Origin of the sequence: Bradyrhizobium denitrificans, assembly GCF_013179005.1 — a bacterium.
Classification (GTDB): Bacteria; Pseudomonadota; Alphaproteobacteria; order Rhizobiales; family Xanthobacteraceae; genus Bradyrhizobium; species Bradyrhizobium denitrificans.
In genome coordinates this window covers 1-19,581 of the sequence record NZ_JABFDP010000037.1, presented here as the reverse complement: position 1 = coordinate 19,581, position 19,581 = coordinate 1, and the positions used below count along the sequence as shown (strand labels likewise).

22 protein-coding genes, 1 pseudogene and 1 riboswitch are annotated in these 19,581 nt (G+C 65.7%); of the genes and pseudogenes, 11 read left to right on the top strand and 12 right to left on the bottom strand.

Annotation, left to right across the window (positions count from 1 at the left end; genetic code table 11):
- Positions 1–5: 5 nt before the first annotated feature.
- The 3 genes from cobW to HL671_RS32420 are packed head-to-tail and all read right to left on the bottom strand — an operon-like array spanning position 6 to position 2,092.
- Positions 6–1,043, bottom strand: coding sequence for a cobalamin biosynthesis protein CobW (gene cobW / locus HL671_RS32430; protein ID WP_012043276.1), 1,038 nt, complete (start codon positions 1,041–1,043; stop codon positions 6–8).
- A 17-nt stretch (positions 1,044–1,060) separates the two neighbouring features.
- Entirely contained in the window at positions 1,061–1,456 is a 396-nt protein-coding gene (locus HL671_RS32425) for a DUF1636 domain-containing protein (RefSeq protein ID WP_172242178.1), read from the bottom strand.
- Positions 1,457–1,459: 3 nt separating this feature from the next.
- Positions 1,460–2,092, bottom strand: a complete 633-nt coding sequence (locus HL671_RS32420) for a HupE/UreJ family protein (protein WP_172242175.1) — start codon at positions 2,090–2,092, stop codon at positions 1,460–1,462.
- Between the two features lie 118 nt (positions 2,093–2,210).
- Positions 2,211–2,403: riboswitch (cobalamin riboswitch) on the bottom strand.
- Between the two features lie 35 nt (positions 2,404–2,438).
- On the opposite strand from HL671_RS32420, the gene cobU reads away from it, so the two are divergent.
- From cobU to HL671_RS32405, 3 genes are read left to right on the top strand one after another with little or no spacing between them, the layout of a single operon-like run.
- On the top strand, positions 2,439–2,975 hold the full coding sequence (gene cobU, locus HL671_RS32415) for a bifunctional adenosylcobinamide kinase/adenosylcobinamide-phosphate guanylyltransferase (RefSeq protein ID WP_172242172.1): 537 nt from the start codon (positions 2,439–2,441) through the stop codon (positions 2,973–2,975).
- A 41-nt stretch (positions 2,976–3,016) separates the two neighbouring features.
- Positions 3,017–3,625 (top strand): cob(I)yrinic acid a,c-diamide adenosyltransferase, encoded by a 609-nt coding sequence (cobO, locus tag HL671_RS32410; protein WP_012043272.1) that lies wholly within the window; start codon positions 3,017–3,019, stop codon positions 3,623–3,625.
- Positions 3,626–3,628: 3 nt separating this feature from the next.
- The gene (locus tag HL671_RS32405) at positions 3,629–5,107 is read left to right on the top strand and encodes a cobyric acid synthase (protein ID WP_172242169.1); all 1,479 of its coding nucleotides are present in this window, start codon (positions 3,629–3,631) and stop codon (positions 5,105–5,107) included.
- On the opposite strand, the gene cbiB is transcribed toward HL671_RS32405, so the two are convergent.
- Positions 5,100–6,071 carry an adenosylcobinamide-phosphate synthase CbiB gene (cbiB, locus tag HL671_RS32400; RefSeq protein WP_012043270.1) on the bottom strand — a complete coding sequence of 324 codons (972 nt, stop codon included), beginning with the start codon at positions 6,069–6,071 and terminating at the stop codon, positions 5,100–5,102. The two genes, HL671_RS32405 and cbiB, sit on opposite strands and share 8 nt — an antisense overlap.
- Positions 6,072–6,093: 22 nt before the next feature.
- Between cbiB and cobD the strand changes: the two genes are divergently transcribed.
- Positions 6,094–7,125, top strand: coding sequence for a threonine-phosphate decarboxylase CobD (gene cobD, locus HL671_RS32395; protein WP_172242166.1), 1,032 nt, complete (start codon positions 6,094–6,096; stop codon positions 7,123–7,125).
- Here cobD and HL671_RS32390 read toward each other — a convergent pair.
- From HL671_RS32390 to cobT, 3 genes are read right to left on the bottom strand one after another with little or no spacing between them, the layout of a single operon-like run.
- A complete protein-coding gene (locus HL671_RS32390) occupies positions 7,122–7,841 on the bottom strand; it encodes an adenosylcobinamide-GDP ribazoletransferase (protein ID WP_012043268.1) in 720 nt (239 codons plus the stop codon). The genes cobD and HL671_RS32390 overlap by 4 nt on opposite strands.
- Entirely contained in the window at positions 7,838–8,431 is a 594-nt protein-coding gene (locus tag HL671_RS32385) for a histidine phosphatase family protein (protein WP_172242286.1), read from the bottom strand. Before HL671_RS32385 ends, HL671_RS32390 begins: the two co-directional genes overlap by 4 nt.
- Entirely contained in the window at positions 8,431–9,486 is a 1,056-nt protein-coding gene (cobT, locus tag HL671_RS32380) for a nicotinate-nucleotide--dimethylbenzimidazole phosphoribosyltransferase (protein ID WP_172242163.1), read from the bottom strand. Before cobT ends, HL671_RS32385 begins: the two co-directional genes overlap by 1 nt.
- A gap of 207 nt (positions 9,487–9,693) precedes the next feature.
- Here cobT and HL671_RS32375 point away from each other — a divergent pair, with 207 nt between their 5' ends.
- Both HL671_RS32375 and HL671_RS32370 read left to right on the top strand, forming a co-directional pair.
- On the top strand, positions 9,694–12,051 hold the full coding sequence (locus HL671_RS32375; RefSeq protein ID WP_012043265.1) for an Orn/Lys/Arg family decarboxylase: 2,358 nt from the start codon (positions 9,694–9,696) through the stop codon (positions 12,049–12,051).
- Between the two features lie 8 nt (positions 12,052–12,059).
- Positions 12,060–12,632 carry a GNAT family N-acetyltransferase gene (locus HL671_RS32370; protein WP_172242160.1) on the top strand — a complete coding sequence of 191 codons (573 nt, stop codon included), beginning with the start codon at positions 12,060–12,062 and terminating at the stop codon, positions 12,630–12,632.
- Positions 12,633–12,641: 9 nt separating this feature from the next.
- Here HL671_RS32370 and HL671_RS32365 read toward each other — a convergent pair whose 3' ends face one another.
- Complete coding sequence (locus HL671_RS32365; protein WP_012043263.1) at positions 12,642–12,854, bottom strand: hypothetical protein; 213 nt, start codon at positions 12,852–12,854, stop codon at positions 12,642–12,644.
- Between the two features lie 427 nt (positions 12,855–13,281).
- Positions 13,282–14,331 (bottom strand): hydroxyacid dehydrogenase, encoded by a 1,050-nt coding sequence (locus HL671_RS32360; RefSeq protein ID WP_012043262.1) that lies wholly within the window; start codon positions 14,329–14,331, stop codon positions 13,282–13,284.
- Between the two features lie 148 nt (positions 14,332–14,479).
- Here HL671_RS32360 and HL671_RS32355 point away from each other — a divergent pair, with 148 nt between their 5' ends.
- From HL671_RS32355 to HL671_RS32345, 3 genes are read left to right on the top strand one after another with little or no spacing between them, the layout of a single operon-like run.
- Positions 14,480–15,028, top strand: coding sequence for a thiamine pyrophosphate-binding protein (locus HL671_RS32355; protein WP_012043261.1), 549 nt, complete (start codon positions 14,480–14,482; stop codon positions 15,026–15,028).
- Complete coding sequence (locus HL671_RS32350; protein WP_012043260.1) at positions 15,025–15,666, top strand: thiamine pyrophosphate-dependent enzyme; 642 nt, start codon at positions 15,025–15,027, stop codon at positions 15,664–15,666. The genes HL671_RS32355 and HL671_RS32350 overlap by 4 nt, the downstream gene beginning before the upstream one ends.
- A 53-nt stretch (positions 15,667–15,719) precedes the next feature.
- Positions 15,720–16,073, top strand: coding sequence for a VanZ family protein (locus HL671_RS32345; protein WP_172242157.1), 354 nt, complete (start codon positions 15,720–15,722; stop codon positions 16,071–16,073).
- Positions 16,074–16,144: 71 nt separating this feature from the next.
- Here HL671_RS32345 and HL671_RS32340 read toward each other — a convergent pair whose 3' ends face one another.
- Positions 16,145–16,534, bottom strand: a complete 390-nt coding sequence (locus HL671_RS32340; protein ID WP_012043258.1) for a DUF1236 domain-containing protein — start codon at positions 16,532–16,534, stop codon at positions 16,145–16,147.
- Positions 16,535–16,816: 282 nt separating this feature from the next.
- Positions 16,817–17,239, bottom strand: a complete 423-nt coding sequence (locus HL671_RS32335; protein ID WP_210264186.1) for a tyrosine-type recombinase/integrase — start codon at positions 17,237–17,239, stop codon at positions 16,817–16,819.
- A gap of 291 nt (positions 17,240–17,530) precedes the next feature.
- Here HL671_RS32335 and HL671_RS32330 point away from each other — a divergent pair, with 291 nt between their 5' ends.
- Complete coding sequence (locus HL671_RS32330; protein WP_172242154.1) at positions 17,531–18,310, top strand: class I SAM-dependent methyltransferase; 780 nt, start codon at positions 17,531–17,533, stop codon at positions 18,308–18,310.
- Positions 18,311–18,468: 158 nt separating this feature from the next.
- On the top strand, positions 18,469–18,846 hold the full coding sequence (locus HL671_RS32325; protein WP_172242151.1) for an HAD family hydrolase: 378 nt from the start codon (positions 18,469–18,471) through the stop codon (positions 18,844–18,846).
- A gap of 75 nt (positions 18,847–18,921) precedes the next feature.
- Here HL671_RS32325 and HL671_RS32320 read toward each other — a convergent pair.
- Positions 18,922–19,536, bottom strand: a pseudogene (locus HL671_RS32320) (methyltransferase domain-containing protein); the annotation flags it as partial.
- Between the last annotated feature and the right edge of the window lie 45 nt (positions 19,537–19,581).

Here is a 19,581-nt window from a genome sequence, read left to right as displayed (position 1 = left end):
CTCGCCTATCCCGCGATCAGGCTCTGGATCGCGGCCGCATCGAGGCCACGCTCGCCGATCACCACCAGCCGGCCCTGCCGCGTTTCCCCCGCCCGCCACGGACGCTCGAACTGGTGCTGGATGCGGTTGCCGACGGCCTGCACCAGCAGGCGCAGCGGCTTGCCGGCCACCTCCACGAATCCCTTCACGCGCAGCACGTCATGCGCATCGACGGCAGCGGCAATGCGGTCGACGAGCGCGTCCGGCGAAATCTGCGCGGGCACATCGAGCACGAAACTCTCGAAATCGTCGTGATCGTGCTCGGCCTCATTGTCGTGATGCGAGGGCCGCGCGGCGAGGTCCTGCTCGGCCGCGGCGCCGAGGCCGAGCAGAACGGACGCGGACAGCCTGCCGTGCTCCGTCGCAATGACCTTGACGGCGCGTTGCACCTTCGCGGCGATCTCAGCCGCAACATCCTTGCGCTGCTGCTCGCTCAAGAGGTCGCTCTTGTTCATCACAACGAGGTCGGCGCAGAGCAGCTGATCCTCATAGACCTCCTCGAGCGGATTGTCGTGATCGAGCGAATCGTCGGCGGCACGCTGCGCGGCCAAGGCCTCCGGATCATCGGCGAAGCGGCCAGCGGCGACAGCAGGGCCATCGACGACAGCGACGACGCCATCGACGGTCACACGCGTCGCAATCTCCGGCCAGTTGAAGGCCTGCACCAGCGGCTTCGGCAGTGCGAGGCCCGAGGTCTCGATCACAATATGCTCGGGCGGCTCCTTCTGGTCCAGCAGGCTCTTGAGCGCCGGCACGAAATCATCCGCGACCGTACAGCACAGGCATCCGTTGGACAGCTCGACGATGCGATCCTCTGGACAGTCCGGCACGCCGCACCCTTTCAGGATGTCGCCATCGATGCCGACATCGCCGAACTCGTTGACGATGATCGCGAGCCTTCGGCCATTCGCCGTCTCGATCAGGTTGCGCACCAGCGTGGTCTTCCCCGCGCCAAGGAAACCGGTGACGATGGTGCAAGGCGTCTTGGCGTAGGACTTTGTCATGGCGAGAGCTCTCGTCTTCAGCGCGGCAACGACAGCGCGGGTACCCGCGCAACGGTGTTCTTGCGGACGTATTCCGGACGCTCGCGCCAGGCCGGCAGACCGGCCTCGTGACGCTGATGCAGCTGAGCGAATGTCAGCACATCCTGCGCATGAATGTCGGGATCGAGTGCGCCGAGCACATAGGTCCACTTGCCCGGCGCCGTCACCGCGACGGTGCAGGCACGGTTGCAGTTCGACAGGCACTCGACGCCGACCACGGCAACACCGGCGCGCTGCTCTGCGGGCGCGGCCTCGATCGCGGCAAGCAGACGCGCTCCAGCCCGCGGCTGGTCAGCCGACGCACTGTCCACACCCTGCGCACGGCAAGTGATGCAGACGAACAGTGTCGTCTGCCCAAGCTCTGATGCGGTCATCAATCAGCCGATCACGCCGGCCGCCGTCGCCGCCGCGACACCGCCCACCAGAACGATGGCAGCGCCCGCGATGCGTAGCGCGACTGGCGCAAGCGTGTCGGCCTTCGCGGACAGCGCCTTCGTGCCCAGGAATGCTCCCACCGCGATCAGGGTCTGGATCACCAGCAGGCCGGCGAAATAGGCCCCGAGCGGGGTGTTTTCGGCGCCGACGATCGACTCACCCAGCGCATAGCCGTGCACGAGGCCGGTCAGAGCGAACAGAGCCGCGACGGGCAGCACGCCGAACTGGCCGCGCATCACGACCAGAAGACCGACCACCGCGGTGGAAAGACCGACCAGCAGTTCGGCCGCGGGAATGTTGGCCTTGGCCAGATGCAGACCGACGCCGGCGATCATTGCGGTGGTGAAGGCGAGCACCGGTGCAAAGCCGCGCCCGAGCAGCGCCGCAACGATGCCGGCGCCCACGATGGCCGCCAGATGATCGAGCCCGATGACGGGATGACCCAAACCGGACAGCAGACCTTGCGCGAAGGTCTGCGGCAGCTTGCCGTCCATCATATGATGCGCAAAGGCGGGCTCGGCCGCGAGCAGGACAAGGCTCGCGAGCGCGAAGGACGCAGTGCGGTTGAACTTCATGGCCATCTCCGTCGCTTGCCGGCTCCCCAGAGGGCCGGACGATGCGCTGCATCCGACGGCATCCCGCCCATCCCGGCGGGATCAAACCAGCATCGCGACTCCCCGCGCGACGGGTCGGCCAACAGCAATGTCGACGGCAGGTCTCCTGGCTCTCGGGTCGCTGCGTGAAACCACCTTCCCGGTTTCCCAGTGGTGTCTTGGCCTCACACTCGCCGATTACAGTTGCGGGGGCAGCCACGGCCTTGGGTTCAGAACCCGCACCGTGTTCCCTAAATCTCTCCTTTCGGAGAACCGTCATCCTGTTAGATACGGGTCGCGCCAAAGCCCGTCAATCGGAATCGTCCCCATGGACCCTGCCCCGCCGTCCCCCGCCCTGCCGCGCCTAACCTTGGTGCTCGGCGGCGCGCGCTCGGGCAAGAGCCGCCATGCTGAGGCGCTGGTGACCACGAATCCGCCGCCCTGGATCTATGTTGCGACCGCACAGGCATCCGACGATGAGATGACCGCGCGCATCGCGCAGCACAAGGCGCGGCGCGTGGCGGGATGGCAGACGCGTGAGACCACCCATGATCTCCCCGCTCTCGTCCGCGCCCATGCCGGCTCGCGCATGCCGCTGCTGATCGACTGCCTGACGCTCTGGCTCAGCAATGTGATGCTCGCCGAAATGGAGGTCGCGGCTTGCTGTGCCGATCTCGTCGACGCGCTCGCCGCAGCGTCCGGTCCGATCGTCGTCGTGTCCAATGAGGTCGGTCTCGGCATCGTCCCGGACAATGCGCTGGCGCGCGCATTCCGCGATGCGCAGGGGCGGCTGAACCAGGACGTCGCAGCGGCGGCCGATCGGGTGATTCTGATGGCGGCGGGACTGCCGCTGATCTTGAAATGAACAGGGCTCAGACCGGACTTGGACATGAAAGGAATCTGCCGATGACCGAGAGCGCCGAGGATGCCCGCCACAAGGCCAAGATGGAGAATCGCAAGGCGGTTCAGGATGCCGAGGTGGCGTCGAAGACCGTCGAAAAGGGCCTGCTGATCGTCCACACCGGCAAAGGCAAGGGCAAGTCGACCGCGGCCTGGGGCCTGATGCTGCGCGCTCTGGGCCGCGGCTTTCGCATCGGCGTCGTGCAGTTCGGCAAGGGTGCGTGGGAGACCGGGGAGCGCAAGGCGATCGAGCGTTTCGGCGATCAGGTGTCGTGGCACACGCTCGGCGAAGGCTTCACCTGGGAGACGCAGGATCGCGCGCGCGACGTCGCCGCGGCCGAGCGCGCCTGGGGCAAGGCGAAGGAGCTGATGGCCGATCCCACGATCCGGCTGCTGATCCTCGACGAGCTCAACATCGCCTTGCGTTATGACCATCTGCCGATCGGCGACGTGGTCGCAACGCTGGCCGGGCGCCGCCCCGATCTGCACGTCGTCGTCACCGGCCGCAACGCCAAGCCGGAGCTGATCGAGGCCGCCGATCTCGTCACCGAGATGAACCTCGTCAAGCATCACTTCGCGGCCGGCGTGAAGGCGCAGGAAGGCATCGAGTACTAGTCCATGCCCGCACGCGCCATCATGTTCCAGGGCACCGGCTCCGACGTCGGCAAGTCGCTGATCGTCGCCGGGCTCGCACGGGCGCTGACCTTGCGGGGGCTGAAGGTGGCGCCGTTCAAGCCGCAGAACATGTCGAACAACGCCGCGGTCACCGCCGATGGCGGCGAGATCGGCCGCGCCCAGGCGCTGCAGGCGCGCGCGGCGCGGCGGCCGATGACGGTGCACATGAACCCGGTGCTCTTGAAGCCGCAGAGCGAGATCGGCTCGCAGGTCGTGGTCCAGGGCCGCGTGATCGGCAATGCCAAGGCGTCCGCCTATCAGGCCATGAAGCCGCAATTGATGAAGGCCGTGCTTGATAGCTTTCATCATCTGATCGCCGATACAGACATCGCGTTGGTGGAAGGCGCAGGCTCGGCGTCGGAGATCAACCTGCGAGCCGGCGACATCGCCAATATGGGCTTCGCGCAGGCCACACAGATCCCCGTGGTGCTGATCGGTGACATCGACCGCGGCGGCGTCATTGCGAGCCTGGTCGGCACCCAGGCTGTGCTCGCGCCCGACGATGCAGCGCTCATCGCGGGCTTCCTGGTCAACAAGTTCCGCGGTGATCCCGCCTTGTTTGCCTCGGGCATGAGCGAGATTGCGACAAGAACCCGATGGACATCGCTCGGGCTCATTCCGCATTTCGCGGATGCGCGCCGTCTGCCGGCGGAGGATGCGCTCGGACTGCCTGGGGGCGGAGTGTGGAGCAGAGATCGGCCAAAGATCGCCGTGCTCGCTTATCCCCGGATCTCCAATTTCGACGAGTTCGATCCGTTGCGGCTGGAGGACGGCGTCGACCTGCAATTCCTCAGGCCGGGCACGCCGATTCCGGGAGACGCAGCCGTCGTCATCCTGCCGGGCTCCAAGGCGACGATCGCCGACCTTGCCGCCTTGCGCGAGGCGGGCTGGGACATCGATCTGCAGGCGCATCTGCGCCGCGGCGGCCGCGTCCTCGGCATCTGCGGCGGCTATCAGATGCTGGGGCGAATGATCAGCGATCCCGACGGACATGAAGGCGCGCCGGGCGCGGTCGCGGGACTTGGGCTGCTCGACATCGAAACGACACTGACAGGCGACAAGGCGCTGCGCGACGTCGAGGGCAGATTGACTCAAGATGAGGCGCCCTTCCGCGGCTACGAGATGCATATCGGCCGCACCGACGGGCCCGCCGCACAACACCCCTTCCTCGTGTTCTCCGACGGCCGCCGCGATGGGGCCGTTGCGGCTGGCGGCCAGATCGCCGGCTGCTATGTGCATGGCCTGTTCGCCGATGACCACCTGCGCGCGCATTGGCTGCGCGGTCTCGGCACCACCGCAAGCGGCCTGTCCTATGACGCCGATGTCGATGCGACCCTGGATGCGCTCGCGGCACATCTCGAACGCTACATCGATATCGACCGCATTATGGATCTCGCGCGCGTGCCGCGTGCGATCACATGATCGCGGCGAGGGCCAGCGCAGCGACGACGATGCCCTGGATCAGGCACGCGGTCCGATAAAGCCGGAGGGCCTGCCTGATATCGCCCGCATTCAAAGCCGACCGGCCCTGGCCCATCCATGCATCCGCGACCGTTTCACCGTCATAGACGCGCGGCCCCGCCAGCCGCAGCCCCAACGCACCGGCCATTGCGGCTTCTGGCCAGCCAGCATTGGGCGAATGATGCTTGGAGGCATCGCGTCCGACCATCTGCAGCGCGGCACGCCAGGACGCTCCGGGAACGACCGCCGCCGCACCGGCAAGCCACACCGCCGACAACCGGGACGCCGGCAAATTGATGAGATCGTCGAGCCGCGCCGCCGCCCAGCCGAAGGCGCGGTGACGCTCGGAGAGATGACCGATCATGCTGTCGGCGGTGTTGATCGCCTTGTAGATCAGGATGCAAGGGAGCCCGCCGACCGCAAGCCAGAACAGCGGCGCAACGATTCCATCCGAAAAATTCTCGGCGAGGCTCTCGATCGCGGCGCGCGCCACGCCGGCTTCATCCAGCCGCTCGGGATCACGCCCGACGATCATCGCCACCGTGCGGCGACCGCCGTCGAGCCCCTCTTTCTCCAATCCTTCAGCAACCGCAGCGACATGCGCATCGAGGCTGCGCTGGGCCAGCAGGCTGCTCGCCGATACGGCCAGGATGATCGTTGCCGCCGGCTCCCCGAACACGGCCTGCGTGGCCGATGTCGCGGCCAGGCCAATCGCCATCATCCCCAGGACCAGCAGAGCGACCAGTGCGATGCCGCGCGCCCGGCGCACCGCGAAGCGTGCGTCGGCCCCGTTCCAGCGGCGGTCAGCCCATGCTATCAGCGCGCCGATCCACATCACCGGATGACCGATCCGCTGCAACAGGATTTGGGGATAACCGACGACAGCCTCGATGAGGAGCGCCGCGAGCGCGAGTGAGACGAACATCGCTCTCCGCTGAAGGACAGACATGGACGACAGAGCGACTAGCACGCAGCAGACCCCGCCGGAAGCGATCGTTCACGGCGGCGATCTCGATGCCATCAGCCGTCGCTACCCCGATGCGCCGCGCCCCTGGATCGACCTGTCCACCGGCATCAATCCCGTGCCCTACCCGGTGCCACCGATCCCGCCCGCCTCGTGGCAACGCTTGCCGGCCGCCTCCGAGGAACGCGCGCTCCGCGCGACGGCCACCGCGCGCTATGGCGTGGACGCGCCTGAGCAAATCGTGGCCGCTCCCGGCACACAGGCGCTGCTGCAGATCCTGCCGCGGCTGCGCCCGTGCTCGACCGTCACCGTGCTCGCGCCGACCTATGAGGAGCACGCGCGGTGCTGGCGCGGCGGTGGCCATCACGTCAGCCTGACCGACGATGTCGGCAGACTGGCCGACGCCGATGTGGCGGTGGTGGTGAATCCCAATAATCCGACCGGGCGGCTGCTGGCGCGCGAGACGCTAGTCAGCCTGGCCGCCACCCTGCGTCGCCGGGATGGCCTGCTGATCGTCGACGAAGCCTTCATCGACCTCTATCCCGCCAACGCGAGCCTTGCGACGGACCTGCCGCCGGCGACGATCGTGCTGCGCTCGTTCGGCAAGGTCTATGGTCTTGCCGGCGTGCGGCTGGGATTTGCGATCAGCGCCGAGGACATCGCACAGCAGCTGCGCGAGCAGCTCGGGCCGTGGGCGGTGTCGGGAGCTGCGCTCGCCATCGGGATGGCCGCACTGGCCGATGAAGCGTGGCTGCACCAGACACGCGCCCGCTTGGTCAAGGACTGCGCGCGCATCGACGGGCTGCTGTCCAAGGCCGGTTGCGTCGCCATCGGCGGCACGCCGTTGTTCCGGCTGGTCGCCTCGACCGGCGCGACTGACATCGCCGAACGGCTGGCCCGCCGCGGCATCCATGTCAGACGCTTCCCGGCGCAGCCGAACTGGCTGCGCTTCGGGCTCCCCGGTGATGAAGCCGCGTGGCAGCGCCTGACTCAGGCGCTCGGCGACGCCGGCTAGCCCAGCACGCAAGCGGCGAGCAGCAGCGTCTCCGTCACCTCGATGCTGGCGCCGTGACAGTCGCCGGTGATGCCGCCGAGCCGCCATTGCCAATAGACTGCGACGGCCGGGATGAGTGCGATGGCAAGCAAGCTCGGGACGGCGCCGGCAAGCGCGCCGATCGCCAGGACGACGCTCCATCCAGCAATGACATTCCAGCCGGCGCGGTTCGACACGCTCGCACCCAGCCCCGGCTTCAACGACACCAGCATCTTGCTCCAGACCAACGTGCCCAGGCGCGCCCAGGCCGGGATCAGCAGAAGCGCCCAGCCGGTCGGCCCCGTCGCCAGCTCGGCGAGCAGCACCAGCTTGGCGGCGATCTGCAGGCTGATGGCCACCACCGCGAAGCTGCCGGCATGAGGATCGCCCAGCACAGCGATGAAGCGCTCGGGCTTGCCATGCGCGGCGCCGAACGCGTCGGCGACATCGCCGAGACCGTCGAGATGCAGCGCGCCTGTGATCCAGATCCAGGCGACGACCACGGCCAGCGCGACGATCCATGGATCGGCGCTTTGGAAAATCCGGGCGATCAGGGCCAGGCACGCGCCGATCACCAGCCCTGCGGCCGGAAACCACGGCGATGCCCGTGCGAGATCGTCCGGCCGGGACTCGACGACGCGCGGCGTCGGCAGACGCGTCATGAACTGCAATGCGATCCAGAAGTCACGCAAACTCATGGCTGGATGATCTCGACGATTTCGCCCCAGGGCGCGCCGTCCGCCCCCCGCCCGGCTTCGAGCGTGATGCGGGTGCCAAGCTGAATCCGCAAGCTCCACAGCTGAGGCAAGGGCCAGCCGAGCAAATGCGATAGCGCGGCACGGATGGCACCGCCATGGCTGACCACCAGAACCGGTGCCGCCCCTGAATGGGTCAGAACACGCTCGACGGCGCGCGCGACCCGCGCCTGCAGGTCGGCCCAGCTCTCGCCCTCGGGCGCCGCAACTGCGGGATCGGCGTAGAACGCCGCCAGCAAGTCGGCTCCGCGGGCCTCGGCGGCAATGTCCCTGCGCCTCCGTCCGTCCCAGCGGCCGAAGTGAAGCTCGCGCCAATCGCCATCGATCTCCAGCGTACAGCCGGTTCGCCGCGCATAGTCCTCGGCGGCCGCACGCGCGCGTGCCAAGGGCGAACTCACGACGCGGCGCCACATCCGGCTCTCGGTCTGCCGCCCGACCTGATCCCAGCCGTCATCCGTGAGCGGCGGGTCGGTGCGGCCGTCGAGATAACCGTCGCGCCCGGTCGAGCCGTGCCGCAGCAGATCGATCCGCATCACGCGTCGCGTCCCGAGACGGCAGCCTCCGCGAAGGTGGCCATGCCGTTATGCAGCGCGCAGGCGAGCCGGATGATCGGCAGCGCGGTGGCGGCGCCGGAGGCCTCCCCGAGCCTGAGGTCGAGATCGATCAAAGGATGGGCGCCGAGCGCGTCGAGCACCAGCGCATGACCGCGCTCGGCCGAGCGGTGCGAGAACAGTAGCCAGGTACGGCACGACGGATTGAGCCTGACCGCCGCGAGCGCCGCGACCGAGACGATGAAGCCATCGACCAGCACTGGCCAACGCCGCTGCGCGGCAGCGATCATGGCGCCGGCCATTGCGATGATCTCGAAGCCGCCGACGGCGGCCAGGATATCCGCCACCGCCGCGTCCGATGTCAGTCCATGCCGCGCCAGGGCTGCGACAATGACGGCGGCCTTCTTGGCGCGCCCATCGGCGTCGAGACCCGTGCCGCTGCCGACGATGTCGACCGGCGCGCAGGACAATAGCGCGGCGGCGATCGCGGCGGCTGATGTCGTGTTGCCGATCCCCATCTCGCCGAAGATGACGAGCTGCGGCTGATGATCGGCCTGCCGCGCCAGCGCGCGGCGCCCGGCATCGCAGGCGAAGGCCACCTCCTCCGGCGTGAGCGCCTGCGCGACACTGAAGTCGCGCGTGCCGCGGCGCGTCTTGTCGGCCACCACGCCGGGAACGGCATCGCTCGCCAGCGTGCCAACGTCGACCACCTCGAGCGGGCAGTTGAGATGACGCGCGAGCACCGCAATCGCCGCGCCTCCACCGGCAAAGTTGCGAAGCATCTGCACTGTGACCTCCGGCGGATAGGCCGAGACCCCCTGCGCCGCGATCCCGTGATCGCCGGCGAACAGCACGACGGGCGCCCGGTCGGCACCTGGGTAGTCCGTCGCCTGCAGCGCCGCCAGCTCGACAGCCACCTCCTCCAGCCGGCCAAGCGCACCGAGCGGCTTGGTCAGCTGCGCCTGGCGCGCCATGGCCGCCTGCCGATGGCTCTCGGACGGCGCGGCACAATCGAGGGAGATCCAGTCAGGGAGCACGATGGGTCCTTTCGGGTCGCTCAAGCGTTGGACGATTGCCACTGCGACAGGGTCAAGACAAGCGCCAGGGCGCCATCGCGCCTCAAGGTGCAGAATACGAACAAAGCGAGGCCATCGGCAGAACCGTCACCCGGAGACGGCCCGATTGTCATCCCATTGTCATCGAAGCCGTCGACAGGTGGCTGCCCACCCAGCCGAAAGACTCTCATGGAATACTTCCGCCGCTTCACCTTCCTGTTCGCCGCGCCCGTGTTCGAGACCGACGATCTCGCCGGCCTGCGCTTCAACCAGATCATCGAGGAGATCCAGCGCTCGGGCTTCGAGGTCGTGCGCGCCCGCAAGCTGGAGGATGCCGAGATCGCGGTGCAGACCGATGCCGCGATCGGCTGCATGGTGGTGGACTGGGGCAAGAAGGGGCTGGAGGGCAAGACGGCGGCCCTGATCAACCTGATGCGGCGGCGCGGCCTGGACTTCCCGATCATCCTCTTGATTCGCCGCAAGCGGTTCGAGGACCTCCCGGTCGAGGTGCTCGACTTCATCGACGGCTACGTGTTCCTGTCCGAGGAAACGCCGGCGTTCATCGCCAAGAACCTGATCAGCCGGCTGAAGCAATATGCCGAGACCTTGAAGACGCCGTTCTTCGGCACGCTGGTCGACTATGCCGAGGAAGGCAACCAGCTCTGGACCTGCCCCGGCCATAATGGCGGCGTGTTCTATAGCCGCAGCCCGATCGGCCGGATCTTCGTCGAGCATCTCGGCGAAGCCGTGTTCCGCGACGATCTCGACAATTCCGTGCTCGATCTCGGCGACCTGCTGACCCATGAGGGTCCGGCGCTGCGCGCGCAGAAGGAAGCGGCGCAGATCTTCGGCGCCGAGAAGACCTATTTCGTCCTCAACGGCACCTCGACCTCCAACAAGGTGGTACTGGGCGCGCTGGTGACCGACGGCGACCTCGTGCTGTTCGACCGCAACAATCACAAGGCCGCCCATCATGGCGCGCTGCTGATCTCCGGCGGCGTTCCGGTCTATGTTCCCACCGTCCGCAATGCCTGGGGGCTGATCGGGCCGATGCGCTGGGATCTGCTCGACGAGGAGCAGTTGCGGCAGCAGATCCGCAACAACCCGCTGGTGAAGGACCCCGAGGCCTGGCGCAAGGAACGGCCGTTCCGCGTCGCCATTGTCGAGCAGTGCACCTATGACGGCACGATCCACAGCGCCGAGATGATCCTGCAGCGCATCGGTCATCTCTGCGACTACATTATGTTCGACGAGGCCTGGGCGGGCTTCATGAAATTCCACCCGCTCTATGCCGGCCGGTTCGCCATGGGACTTGCCGAGCTCGGGCCCGACGCCCCCGGCATCATCGCCACGCAATCGACCCACAAGCAGCTCGCGAGCTTCTCGCAGGCGTCGCAGATCCACATCAAGGATCGCCACATCAAGGGTCAGCGCCGCCGAGTCGAGCATCGCCGCTTCAACGAAAGCTTCATGCAGCACGCCTCGACGTCGCCGTTCTATCCGCTGTTCGCCTCCCTCGACGTCGGCGCGCAGATGATGAAGGGCCGCTCCGGCGAAGTCCTGTGGGACGACACGATCCGGCTCGGGATCGAATTGCGCAAGAAGATCAGGGCGATGCGCCGGGAATTCGAGGAAAAGGAGAAGGATCCGGCGCGGCGCTGGTTCTTCGAGCCGTTCGTGCCCGACCGGGTGTCGATCCCTGACGCCGCCAGCCCGGGCGGGCGGCATGACGTGGCCTGGGAGGCGATCTCGACCGACCAACTCGCGACCGACGCCGCGCTGTGGCAGCTCGCGCCGGGCGAAGCATGGCACGGCTTTCCGGATCTCGCGCCCGGCTTCGCCATGACCGATCCGAACAAGCTCACGCTGCTCACGCCGGGCTTCGACCGCACCACCGGCGGCTACGCCGACCACGGCATCCCGGCGCCGATCGTCGCGCAATATCTGCGCGAGAACCGCATCGTGGCCGAGAAAAATGACCTCAACTCGCTGCTCTTCCTGTTGACCCCCGGCGTCGAGGCCAGCAAGGCCGGCACCCTGATCAGCGGGCTCGTCGCCTTCAAGCGGCTGCACGACGACAACGTGCTGCTGGAGGACGCCATTCCCGAGTTCACCCGGCGCCGCTTCGGCCGCTACGGCAAGGTGCGGCTGCGCGACCTCTGCGGCGAGATGCACCGGTTCTACCGCGAGGCCGAGGTGAGCGCGCTGCAAGCCAGGCAGTTCCAGCCGCAGCATCTGCCGGAGATCGCGATGTCGCCGCGCGAGGCGGCGCGTGCGCTGATGCGCAACGAGGTCGATTATCTGCCAATCGCCCAGATCGACGGACGCATCGCGACGACGCCCTTCGTGGTGTATCCCCCGGGCATTGCCACCATCGTCCCGGGCGAGCGGCTGTCCGACCGCGCCCGGCCGATGATCGATTACCTCAAGATGTTCGAACGCGCCTTCAACACGTTTCCGGGCTTCGACGTCGAGATTCAGGGATTGTACAAGGAGATCGACGAAGCTGGCCGGATTCGGCTCCATACCTATGTTTGCGCAGAGTAATTCGAACGATGGACAATCCCGCGACCGTGCTCGACGCCGAACCGCCGGTGCTGGTCCGGCCGTCGCGCGACGAGGATGTCGAGGCCATGCTGGCGATCTACCGGCGGCACATTCGCCGGGGCGTCGAGGACAGCGCCGCCAATTCCGGCTCGCCCGAACCTGACGATCTCAAGCAGCGGCGCAAGAACCTGCGCAACCACCGCCTGCCACATCTGGTCGCGACGTTCCGCGGCGAGGTGGTGGGTTATGCCTATGTCGTGCAGTTCAGGAAGCGGCCTGCTTACCGTTTCGCGGTCAAGCACTCGATCTATGTCCATCATGAGCATCTCGGCCGCGGCGTCGGCCGGCTGTTGATGCAGGCGCTGATCGACGCGTCCGCCGCCGCGGGATATCGGCAGATGATCGGCTATATCGATGCCGACAACACGGCCTCGCTCGGCATCCACGAACGGTTCGGCTTTGTCCGCGTCGGCCTGCTGCCCGGGGTCGCCTACCGCTACGGCCGATGGTCCGATACGGTCATGGTCCAGCGCTCGCTCGGCCCCGGCACGACCGAGGCGCCGGCGGGAGCGAGCCGCTGACCCTGCGGGTCAGGATGGAAAATCGGCAGCCTTCACCTGGATGCGATCGGCGTGCAACGACCAGTCGTGCAGCGCCTGCTGCTCGCAGAATCGCGTCTTGGCGATCTCGGCGGCCTGGCCTTCGGTTTCGGCCTCAACTTCCAGCGTACACTGGCAAATCTCGCTCTGGCGGCCGTTCTCGCCGAGCACATCCTTCATGAAATGAACGACGTAATGCGACATGGCTCTCCCCGCTGGTCAGCAGTGGTTGAGTCCATGTTAGCGCGGTTGAACAGCGGCTGGGGACGGATCTCAAGCCGCAGGGCCAAATATTTGATGGAACAGCGGAACCCCGTTCACGCCCCCGCCGACGGAAGACTGGCTGCGGCGATGGCGACGAAGGTCGAGACGGCGCGCCGGACGCGGCTTTGAGTGGCCTTCAGCAATGAATTCAGGCGGCGCATCGGACCGATTTCCCTTCGGCGCCGAGCCAAATTCCAGGCTTAAGCTCATGGCGCTTCTGAGAAAATGATCAGCGAGGTCCCGCCTGTCGAGACCGCCGGGAAAATAGCAATGGGCAGATCGTCAGGGCCGCCCCGGATAGAATGTTCATTGCTGCATTGCAGCTTCAGACGCATAAAATCTTCTCGTCGTCTCCTGCTTGCCGCTTCTAGGACGGCGTCACTCCGAACGTCGCGCGGAACCGGTCGCTGTAGCGCGGCCAGGCTTCGGGATTGATCAGGCGCGGCGGCCGCCGCCCATCGAGGGCGGCGAGCAGCTGTTCGGCGGCGATCTGGCCCATGTTCTGCCGCGCCTCCCGTGTGACGCCGGCGGTGTGCGGGCTCGCCAGCACGTTGTCGAATTGCAGCAGCGGATGCTCCGGCGGCGGCGGCTCCTTGGCCCAGACGTCGAGGCCTGCGCCGGCAATGCGCTGGTCGCGGAGCGCCGCCAGCAAGGCGTCCTCGTCGTGAATGAAGCCGCGGGCGGTGGTGATGAAATAGGCATGCGGCTGCATCAGTGCGAATTCGCGGTGGCCGATCATGCCGCGGCTGTCCCGCGTCAGCGGGCAGTTGATCGAGACGAAATCGGAGCGCCGCATCAGATCGGCGAGCTCGACCTTCTCCGCGCCGCGGGCGGCGATCTCCTCCGGCGAGAGATAGGGATCGTAGGCCAGCACGGTCATGCCCAGCAGACCCCGGCACAGCTCCGCGACCCGGCGGCCGACATTGCCGAGCCCGACGATGCCGATCGTCCGCCCCTGCACCTCATTGCCGATCAGGTCGTTGCGATTGACGTCGCGCTCCCGGCGCAGCCGGCGGTCGGACTGAATGATCCGCTTCGACAGGGTCAGCATCATGCCGAGCGTGTGCTCGGCGACTGAATGGGCATTGCCGCCCGACTGGTTCACGACCAGCACGCCCGCCCGGGTGCAGGCGTCGACGTCCACCGGATCGTAGCCGGCGCCGTTGCTGGACACGATCAGCAGATTGGGCGCGCGGCGCAGCAGGTCGGCATCGACATGGAAGCGCGGCGCAAGCTCGTCACGGGCCGCGCCGATCTGGTAGGCGTGAGCCGCCGCCATGATCGGCGCCGCTTCGGGGTCCGGAGTGTCATTGTCCAACCGGTCGAGCCGGACATCCGGACGGGCCGCGAGCCGCTCGCTGAAGATCGGGTGCGCGAGATATTTGACGTAGAAGACGCGCTTGGAATTCGCAGCCATGGTCGAGCGACCTCCTGGTTCCTGCTTCTTGCTTTCGGACGCGAGCGGCGGTTGCCTGACCGGCCGGGCCGGCATGTTGACAATCGGTCCGCGGCCGTCAAGCTCGGCGCGCATCCCACCGAGAGGCACGACACCGAGAGGCACGACCATGGCCGCCCCACCCGATGCGGCGCGATCCGCATCGCCGCCGAGCTGGCACGAGATCATCCTGCAGGGCTTCAAGCGCAACGCCATCGACCTCGTCCCTTACGTTCCCGACCGGGTGCTGACGCCGCTGATCCAGAGCCTGCATGACGATCCGTTCTTCACGACCTTTGCCACCGCGCGCGAGGAGGAAGCGGTCGGCATCCTCGCCGGCGCCTGGATGGGCGGGCGGCGCGGCGCGCTGCTGATGCAGACCTCCGGCTTCGCGACCCTGCCGAACGTGCTGGCCTCGCTGGTCGTGCCCTGCCAGATCCCGCTGATCATGGTCGTGTCCGAGCGCGGCACGCTCGGCGAGTTCAACTACGGCCAGTCGCTGGTGTGCCGGACCATGCGCCCTGTGCTCGATGCGCTGGCCATGGAGCATCACACCATGACGCGCTTCGACGAGCTCGAATTCATTGTCGACCGCTCCATCAAGCAGGCGGTCGCGACGCAGGCTGCCGTCGCGCTGATCCTGTCGCCTTTGCTCACCGGCGGAAAGCTGTTCGCATGAACGACCGCGCGCGCAACATCAAGGTCATGAATCGCTTCGATCTCACCTGCCGGCTGGTCGCCAGGCTGACGCAGGAGGAAGCGGTGATCGGCGGCATCGGCAACACCAATTTCGACCTCTGGGCCGCCGGCCAGCGGCCGCAGAATTTCTACATGCTCGGCAGCATGGGGCTGGCCTGCCCGATCGCACTCGGCGTCGCCCTGGCGCAGCCGCAACGCCGGGTGTTTGCGCTCGAAGGCGACGGCTCATTGCTGATGCAGCTGGGCTGCCTGGCCACGATCGCGACTCTGGCGCCCAAAAATTTGGCCATCATCGTCATGGACAATGGCATCTACCAGATCACCGGCAGCCAGCCGACGCCGGCCCGGCAGGCCGATATTGTGGCGATCGCGACGGGCTGCGGCATGGCCAATTGCCATTGGGCCGCCGACGAGGAGGATTTCGAACGCCTGGTTGATCTCGCCCTGGCGGCCACCGGCCCGGTGCTGATCGCGGCACGGATCGATGACAAGCCCGGTGTCGGCGCCACCCGGCGCGATCCGGCGCAGATCCGCGAGCGCTTCATGCAGGGCCTTGGCGTGCGGCAACCGATCGGATGGACCTCGCCCGAGGGCACGGTATTACCAGATGGTCATTAACCTCAAGCGGGTGTGAGCCGGGCTGCTGGCCCGGAACATGCTAAGCAGGAATCATGAAGATCGTACTCCGAGTTTCCGCCTGGCTGCTGGCCGCAGCCGTCGCCTTCGCAACGCTGGGTCCCCCGAGCTATCGGCCTCATTCCACGATCGGACAGGATGGCGAGCACGCCCTCGCCTTCGTCCTGGTCGGCCTTGCCTTCGGGCTCGCTTATGGCAGCCATCGGCTGCGAACGGCGGCCATCGCCGTGATCCTGATCGGCGCCCTCGAGCTCGCCCAATTCCTGGCGCCCGGCCGCCACGCCCGTCTGGAGGATTTCGTCGTAGACGCCACGACGGCCTGCGTCGGCTTCGGCATCGCCGCTTTGCTGGAGTGGCTCGCCCGCCAATTCCGCCCGCAGACGACCTGACGCACGACAGGCCCCGCTGCTGCCGCAGCGAGGCCCGTCTGACAGGGAGCGCATTCAAGGATCGCGTCAGATCATTCGATGATCTTGATCACCCGGCGGGTGCGCGGATCGACGATCACGCGACGATCGTTGACGACGGCATAGCGATACTCGGTGTAGCGCGGCACCGGGCGCAGTTCGACCGTATCGGGCAGCGGCTCACCGACCACGACACGCTCGCGTACCACCACCGACGGGGCCCGCTCCGCATCGATCGAGGTGATCACGGCATTCGGGATCTCCACGGCGGCGCCAACGGCAGCCCCAACCGTGCCACCGACCATCGCGCCCACCGGGCCGGCAACGGCGCCACCGGCGGCGGCACCATTGGCGGCGCCTTCGACGGTGGTGGATTGCGCATAGGCCGCGCCCGACGCCAGCAGCGACGCGGCAACAAGCGAAACGGCAAGACGGGTCCTCATCATTCTCTCCTCCAGTGCGTTCGAGACGCCGTTCAACAACGGAGGATCGCCCGCGGTTCCGGTTCCGCGTGACCTAAAGTTCATCAGCAATGGGGAACGAATGGCTTGCCGGCTGCGCGTGACGGAAACGCGGAGCCCGTGCAGGTCCTATCCACGTTTCAAACAGCACACACGCGCGCGATCTCGTGGCGGACGGCGACCGAAGCTTGCGATCGACGGCCCGCTCGGCATCGAGAAGGCGCAGGGAACGCCGGGTGAAGGCCTATCGGGATAGGGGGAGTCTCACGACTCCGCCCCTCCCACACAACCGTACGTACGTATACGGCGGCTCGACAGATTGAGCGGTTCAGCGGGGTGTGAGATCTTGAGCGAGACGACCTCGTTGGCTCGCAGGCCAGCGCCATAGGCCACGCTGAGCGCCGCCTTGTATTTGAGCCCGGGTGCCGCATCGAGCAGCCGCGCCACGTCCTCCACGCTCAGCACCACCGGCAGCTTGCGCGGCTCGTGGATGACGTGGGTGTGCTCGACGATCTCGTGACGCCACAGCGTGACCTTGAAGAAGAACCGCAAGGTCGAGACCGTCTTGTTGATGGTCGGCACGCCGGCGCCGCGCGATGCCAGATGAAGCTGATAGCGGCGCACGTCCTCGAAGCTCGCCAGATCCGGCGACCGTCTGACGAAGGCGAAGTCCTTGACCCGCTGCACTCGTCATGTTGGGTCTTGGCGCGAATTTGCGGATCGTCATGTCTTCGATCATGCGCCGCCGCAACGGGCTCATGGCCTCGTCGGTCATGGGGATGCTCCAGTCATGGGTGAAGGTTGCGTCAACTCATCTCACGACAGGACACCTCGTTGCGCTATCCTCTCAGCCGTGCTGCCGGCTGTCGTGCCCTACCGCGCGAGCGGTTTAGTCCTTTGGCCCTAAGCGGAAGTGGGCTGTTGGACGAACAGGCGCTGCTCAGATTATATTCCCTAACCGACAAAACGAGGCAAACAATGGAGCAGCGTTTCACATTCGATCAGGTCGCGAACGTATACAGGGCCTCGCGCCCCGACTACCCAGAGGCTCTGATTGACGATGTCATCTCGTTTGCAAACCTAAAGCCAACCGATGCCGTTCTTGAAATTGGCTGTGGAACGGGTCAAGCAACAAAAAGCTTTGCGAAGCGCGGTTTGCAGATCATCGCCATTGATCCCGGATCGGAAATGATCCGCTGTGCGCGCGAGACTTTGGCGGGTATTGCCAACGTGAAACTGGCCGAGGCGACTTTCGAGGCGTGGCCAGCGGGCAATTCAGTGTTCGCTTTAATCTTCGCGGCACAGGCGTGGCATTGGGTATTCCCCGAAGTCCGGTTCGTAAAAGCCGCCCAACTGCTTTCGACTAACGGAACCCTTGCCGTCTTCGGGCACGTGCCTGGAGGACTCCCCTCACATTTACTGGAACCGTTTAAGGAAATTTGGCTACGTCACACGGGCTCGTGGGAACCGCCGCCCGAAGCCTGGTATCTACCGAATGGCCCGTTTAAGGACTGGTTTGACGGGTCGCAGTTGTTCAGGCCTGTTGAGCACAAGTGCTATCCGTGGAAATGGCAGCACACGACATCCAGCTACACGAATTTTCTGAGCACGCGATCCGACATTCGGTTACTCGCGGCAGAGACGCGTGAAGACTTGCTCGATGAAATTGCAAAAGCGATCGACGATCAAGGAGGCTGCCTGGATATCGATTACGAAACGCATCTCTACATCGCTCACCGTTTTGATGGCGACAACTAGCCCTTCGCGTAAGCCCGTTCGTCCCGTTGATTTCCGCCTTCGGCCGTTCCGGAGGCTCATAAGCGGCGCTGAACTGCCCCCCTCTGGGAGACCGAGCGGAAGTGAGCCTTCGAAGCGGCTTGGGGCAGCTTTTGTGAAGGGTTTCGGATGCCGGCCGCATGATCGACAGCGCGGCACATTCGGCGGCTGGCGTCCGAAAGCCTCCAAGGGAGGAAACCGCGCATGGTGGGCAGGACTGGTGCGGCAGGGAATTTGAGGGCTGCAACTTCGATGTGCTTGTCACGCGGAACGATGTTGAAGCAGGCAAGCCTGATCCTGAAACCTTCCTGAAGGCGGCTGCTCTGCTCAGAGTTGATCCATCCAACTGCTTGGCACTTGAGGATTCTCATAGTGGAGTTCGCGCGGCGGCAGCGGCGGGAATGGCCACCATTATGATTCCTGATCTCCTACATCCGACCCCAGAGATCGCTAGTCTTTGCGTCGGAGTTTTACCAAGTCTGAATGACGTTCGGATTAGGATTTCTCAGCAGCTGTAAGGATCTGCTCGACTTCTTTCGCTTGATGCAGCGCGCGACGTCTCTCCATGTGACCCGATGCGGAAAAACGCAAAATCACGCACGGCGCGCTGAGATCACGGAATACTCGATCTCGTCTGCAAATGAATCATCAGGAGACAGTCCTGACAGCCTCCTGCGAAGGTCAACTTCGAAATCCGCTGCATTGTCGCCGAGGACGGCGCGCGACGCGAAGGACGTTGAAAACAGATAGCCAACGATACTCTCATATGTCCAAACATGAGACCGAACGAAGGTTGCTTCCGTGAACGCACAGAAGGGTGTTTGTGCCAAACACTCTTGATGGACTGGCATCGGTGAATAGGTTCCAGGACCCGCCCGCCGTTCATTGCCCAACCAGGTCTTCAATGTATCGAGCACAACCGCTTTCCATTCGAACATGCGACTGGACCAAAAGCTGCTCGGGGACAGAATCACGATAGCGCCATCGGGCTCGACCAACCTATCGAGATGCCGCGCGACTGCGATGCGGTCAGTCCAATGAAAAGAGGCTCCGAATGCAGCCATACGTAGCGGTCCGATCGTATCCGGAATATTCTCAGCACGACCAGGCATGAACGTGATTGTCCCAATCCGCTCATCCGCCGCCGTCCTCTGCGCCATCGCCAGCATCTCTGCGTCCGGGTCCATCGCAACGGTGTGAGAGAACCATTTCGCTAGGTTCTGTACTCATAAATGGATTCCGTTAGCTGACGA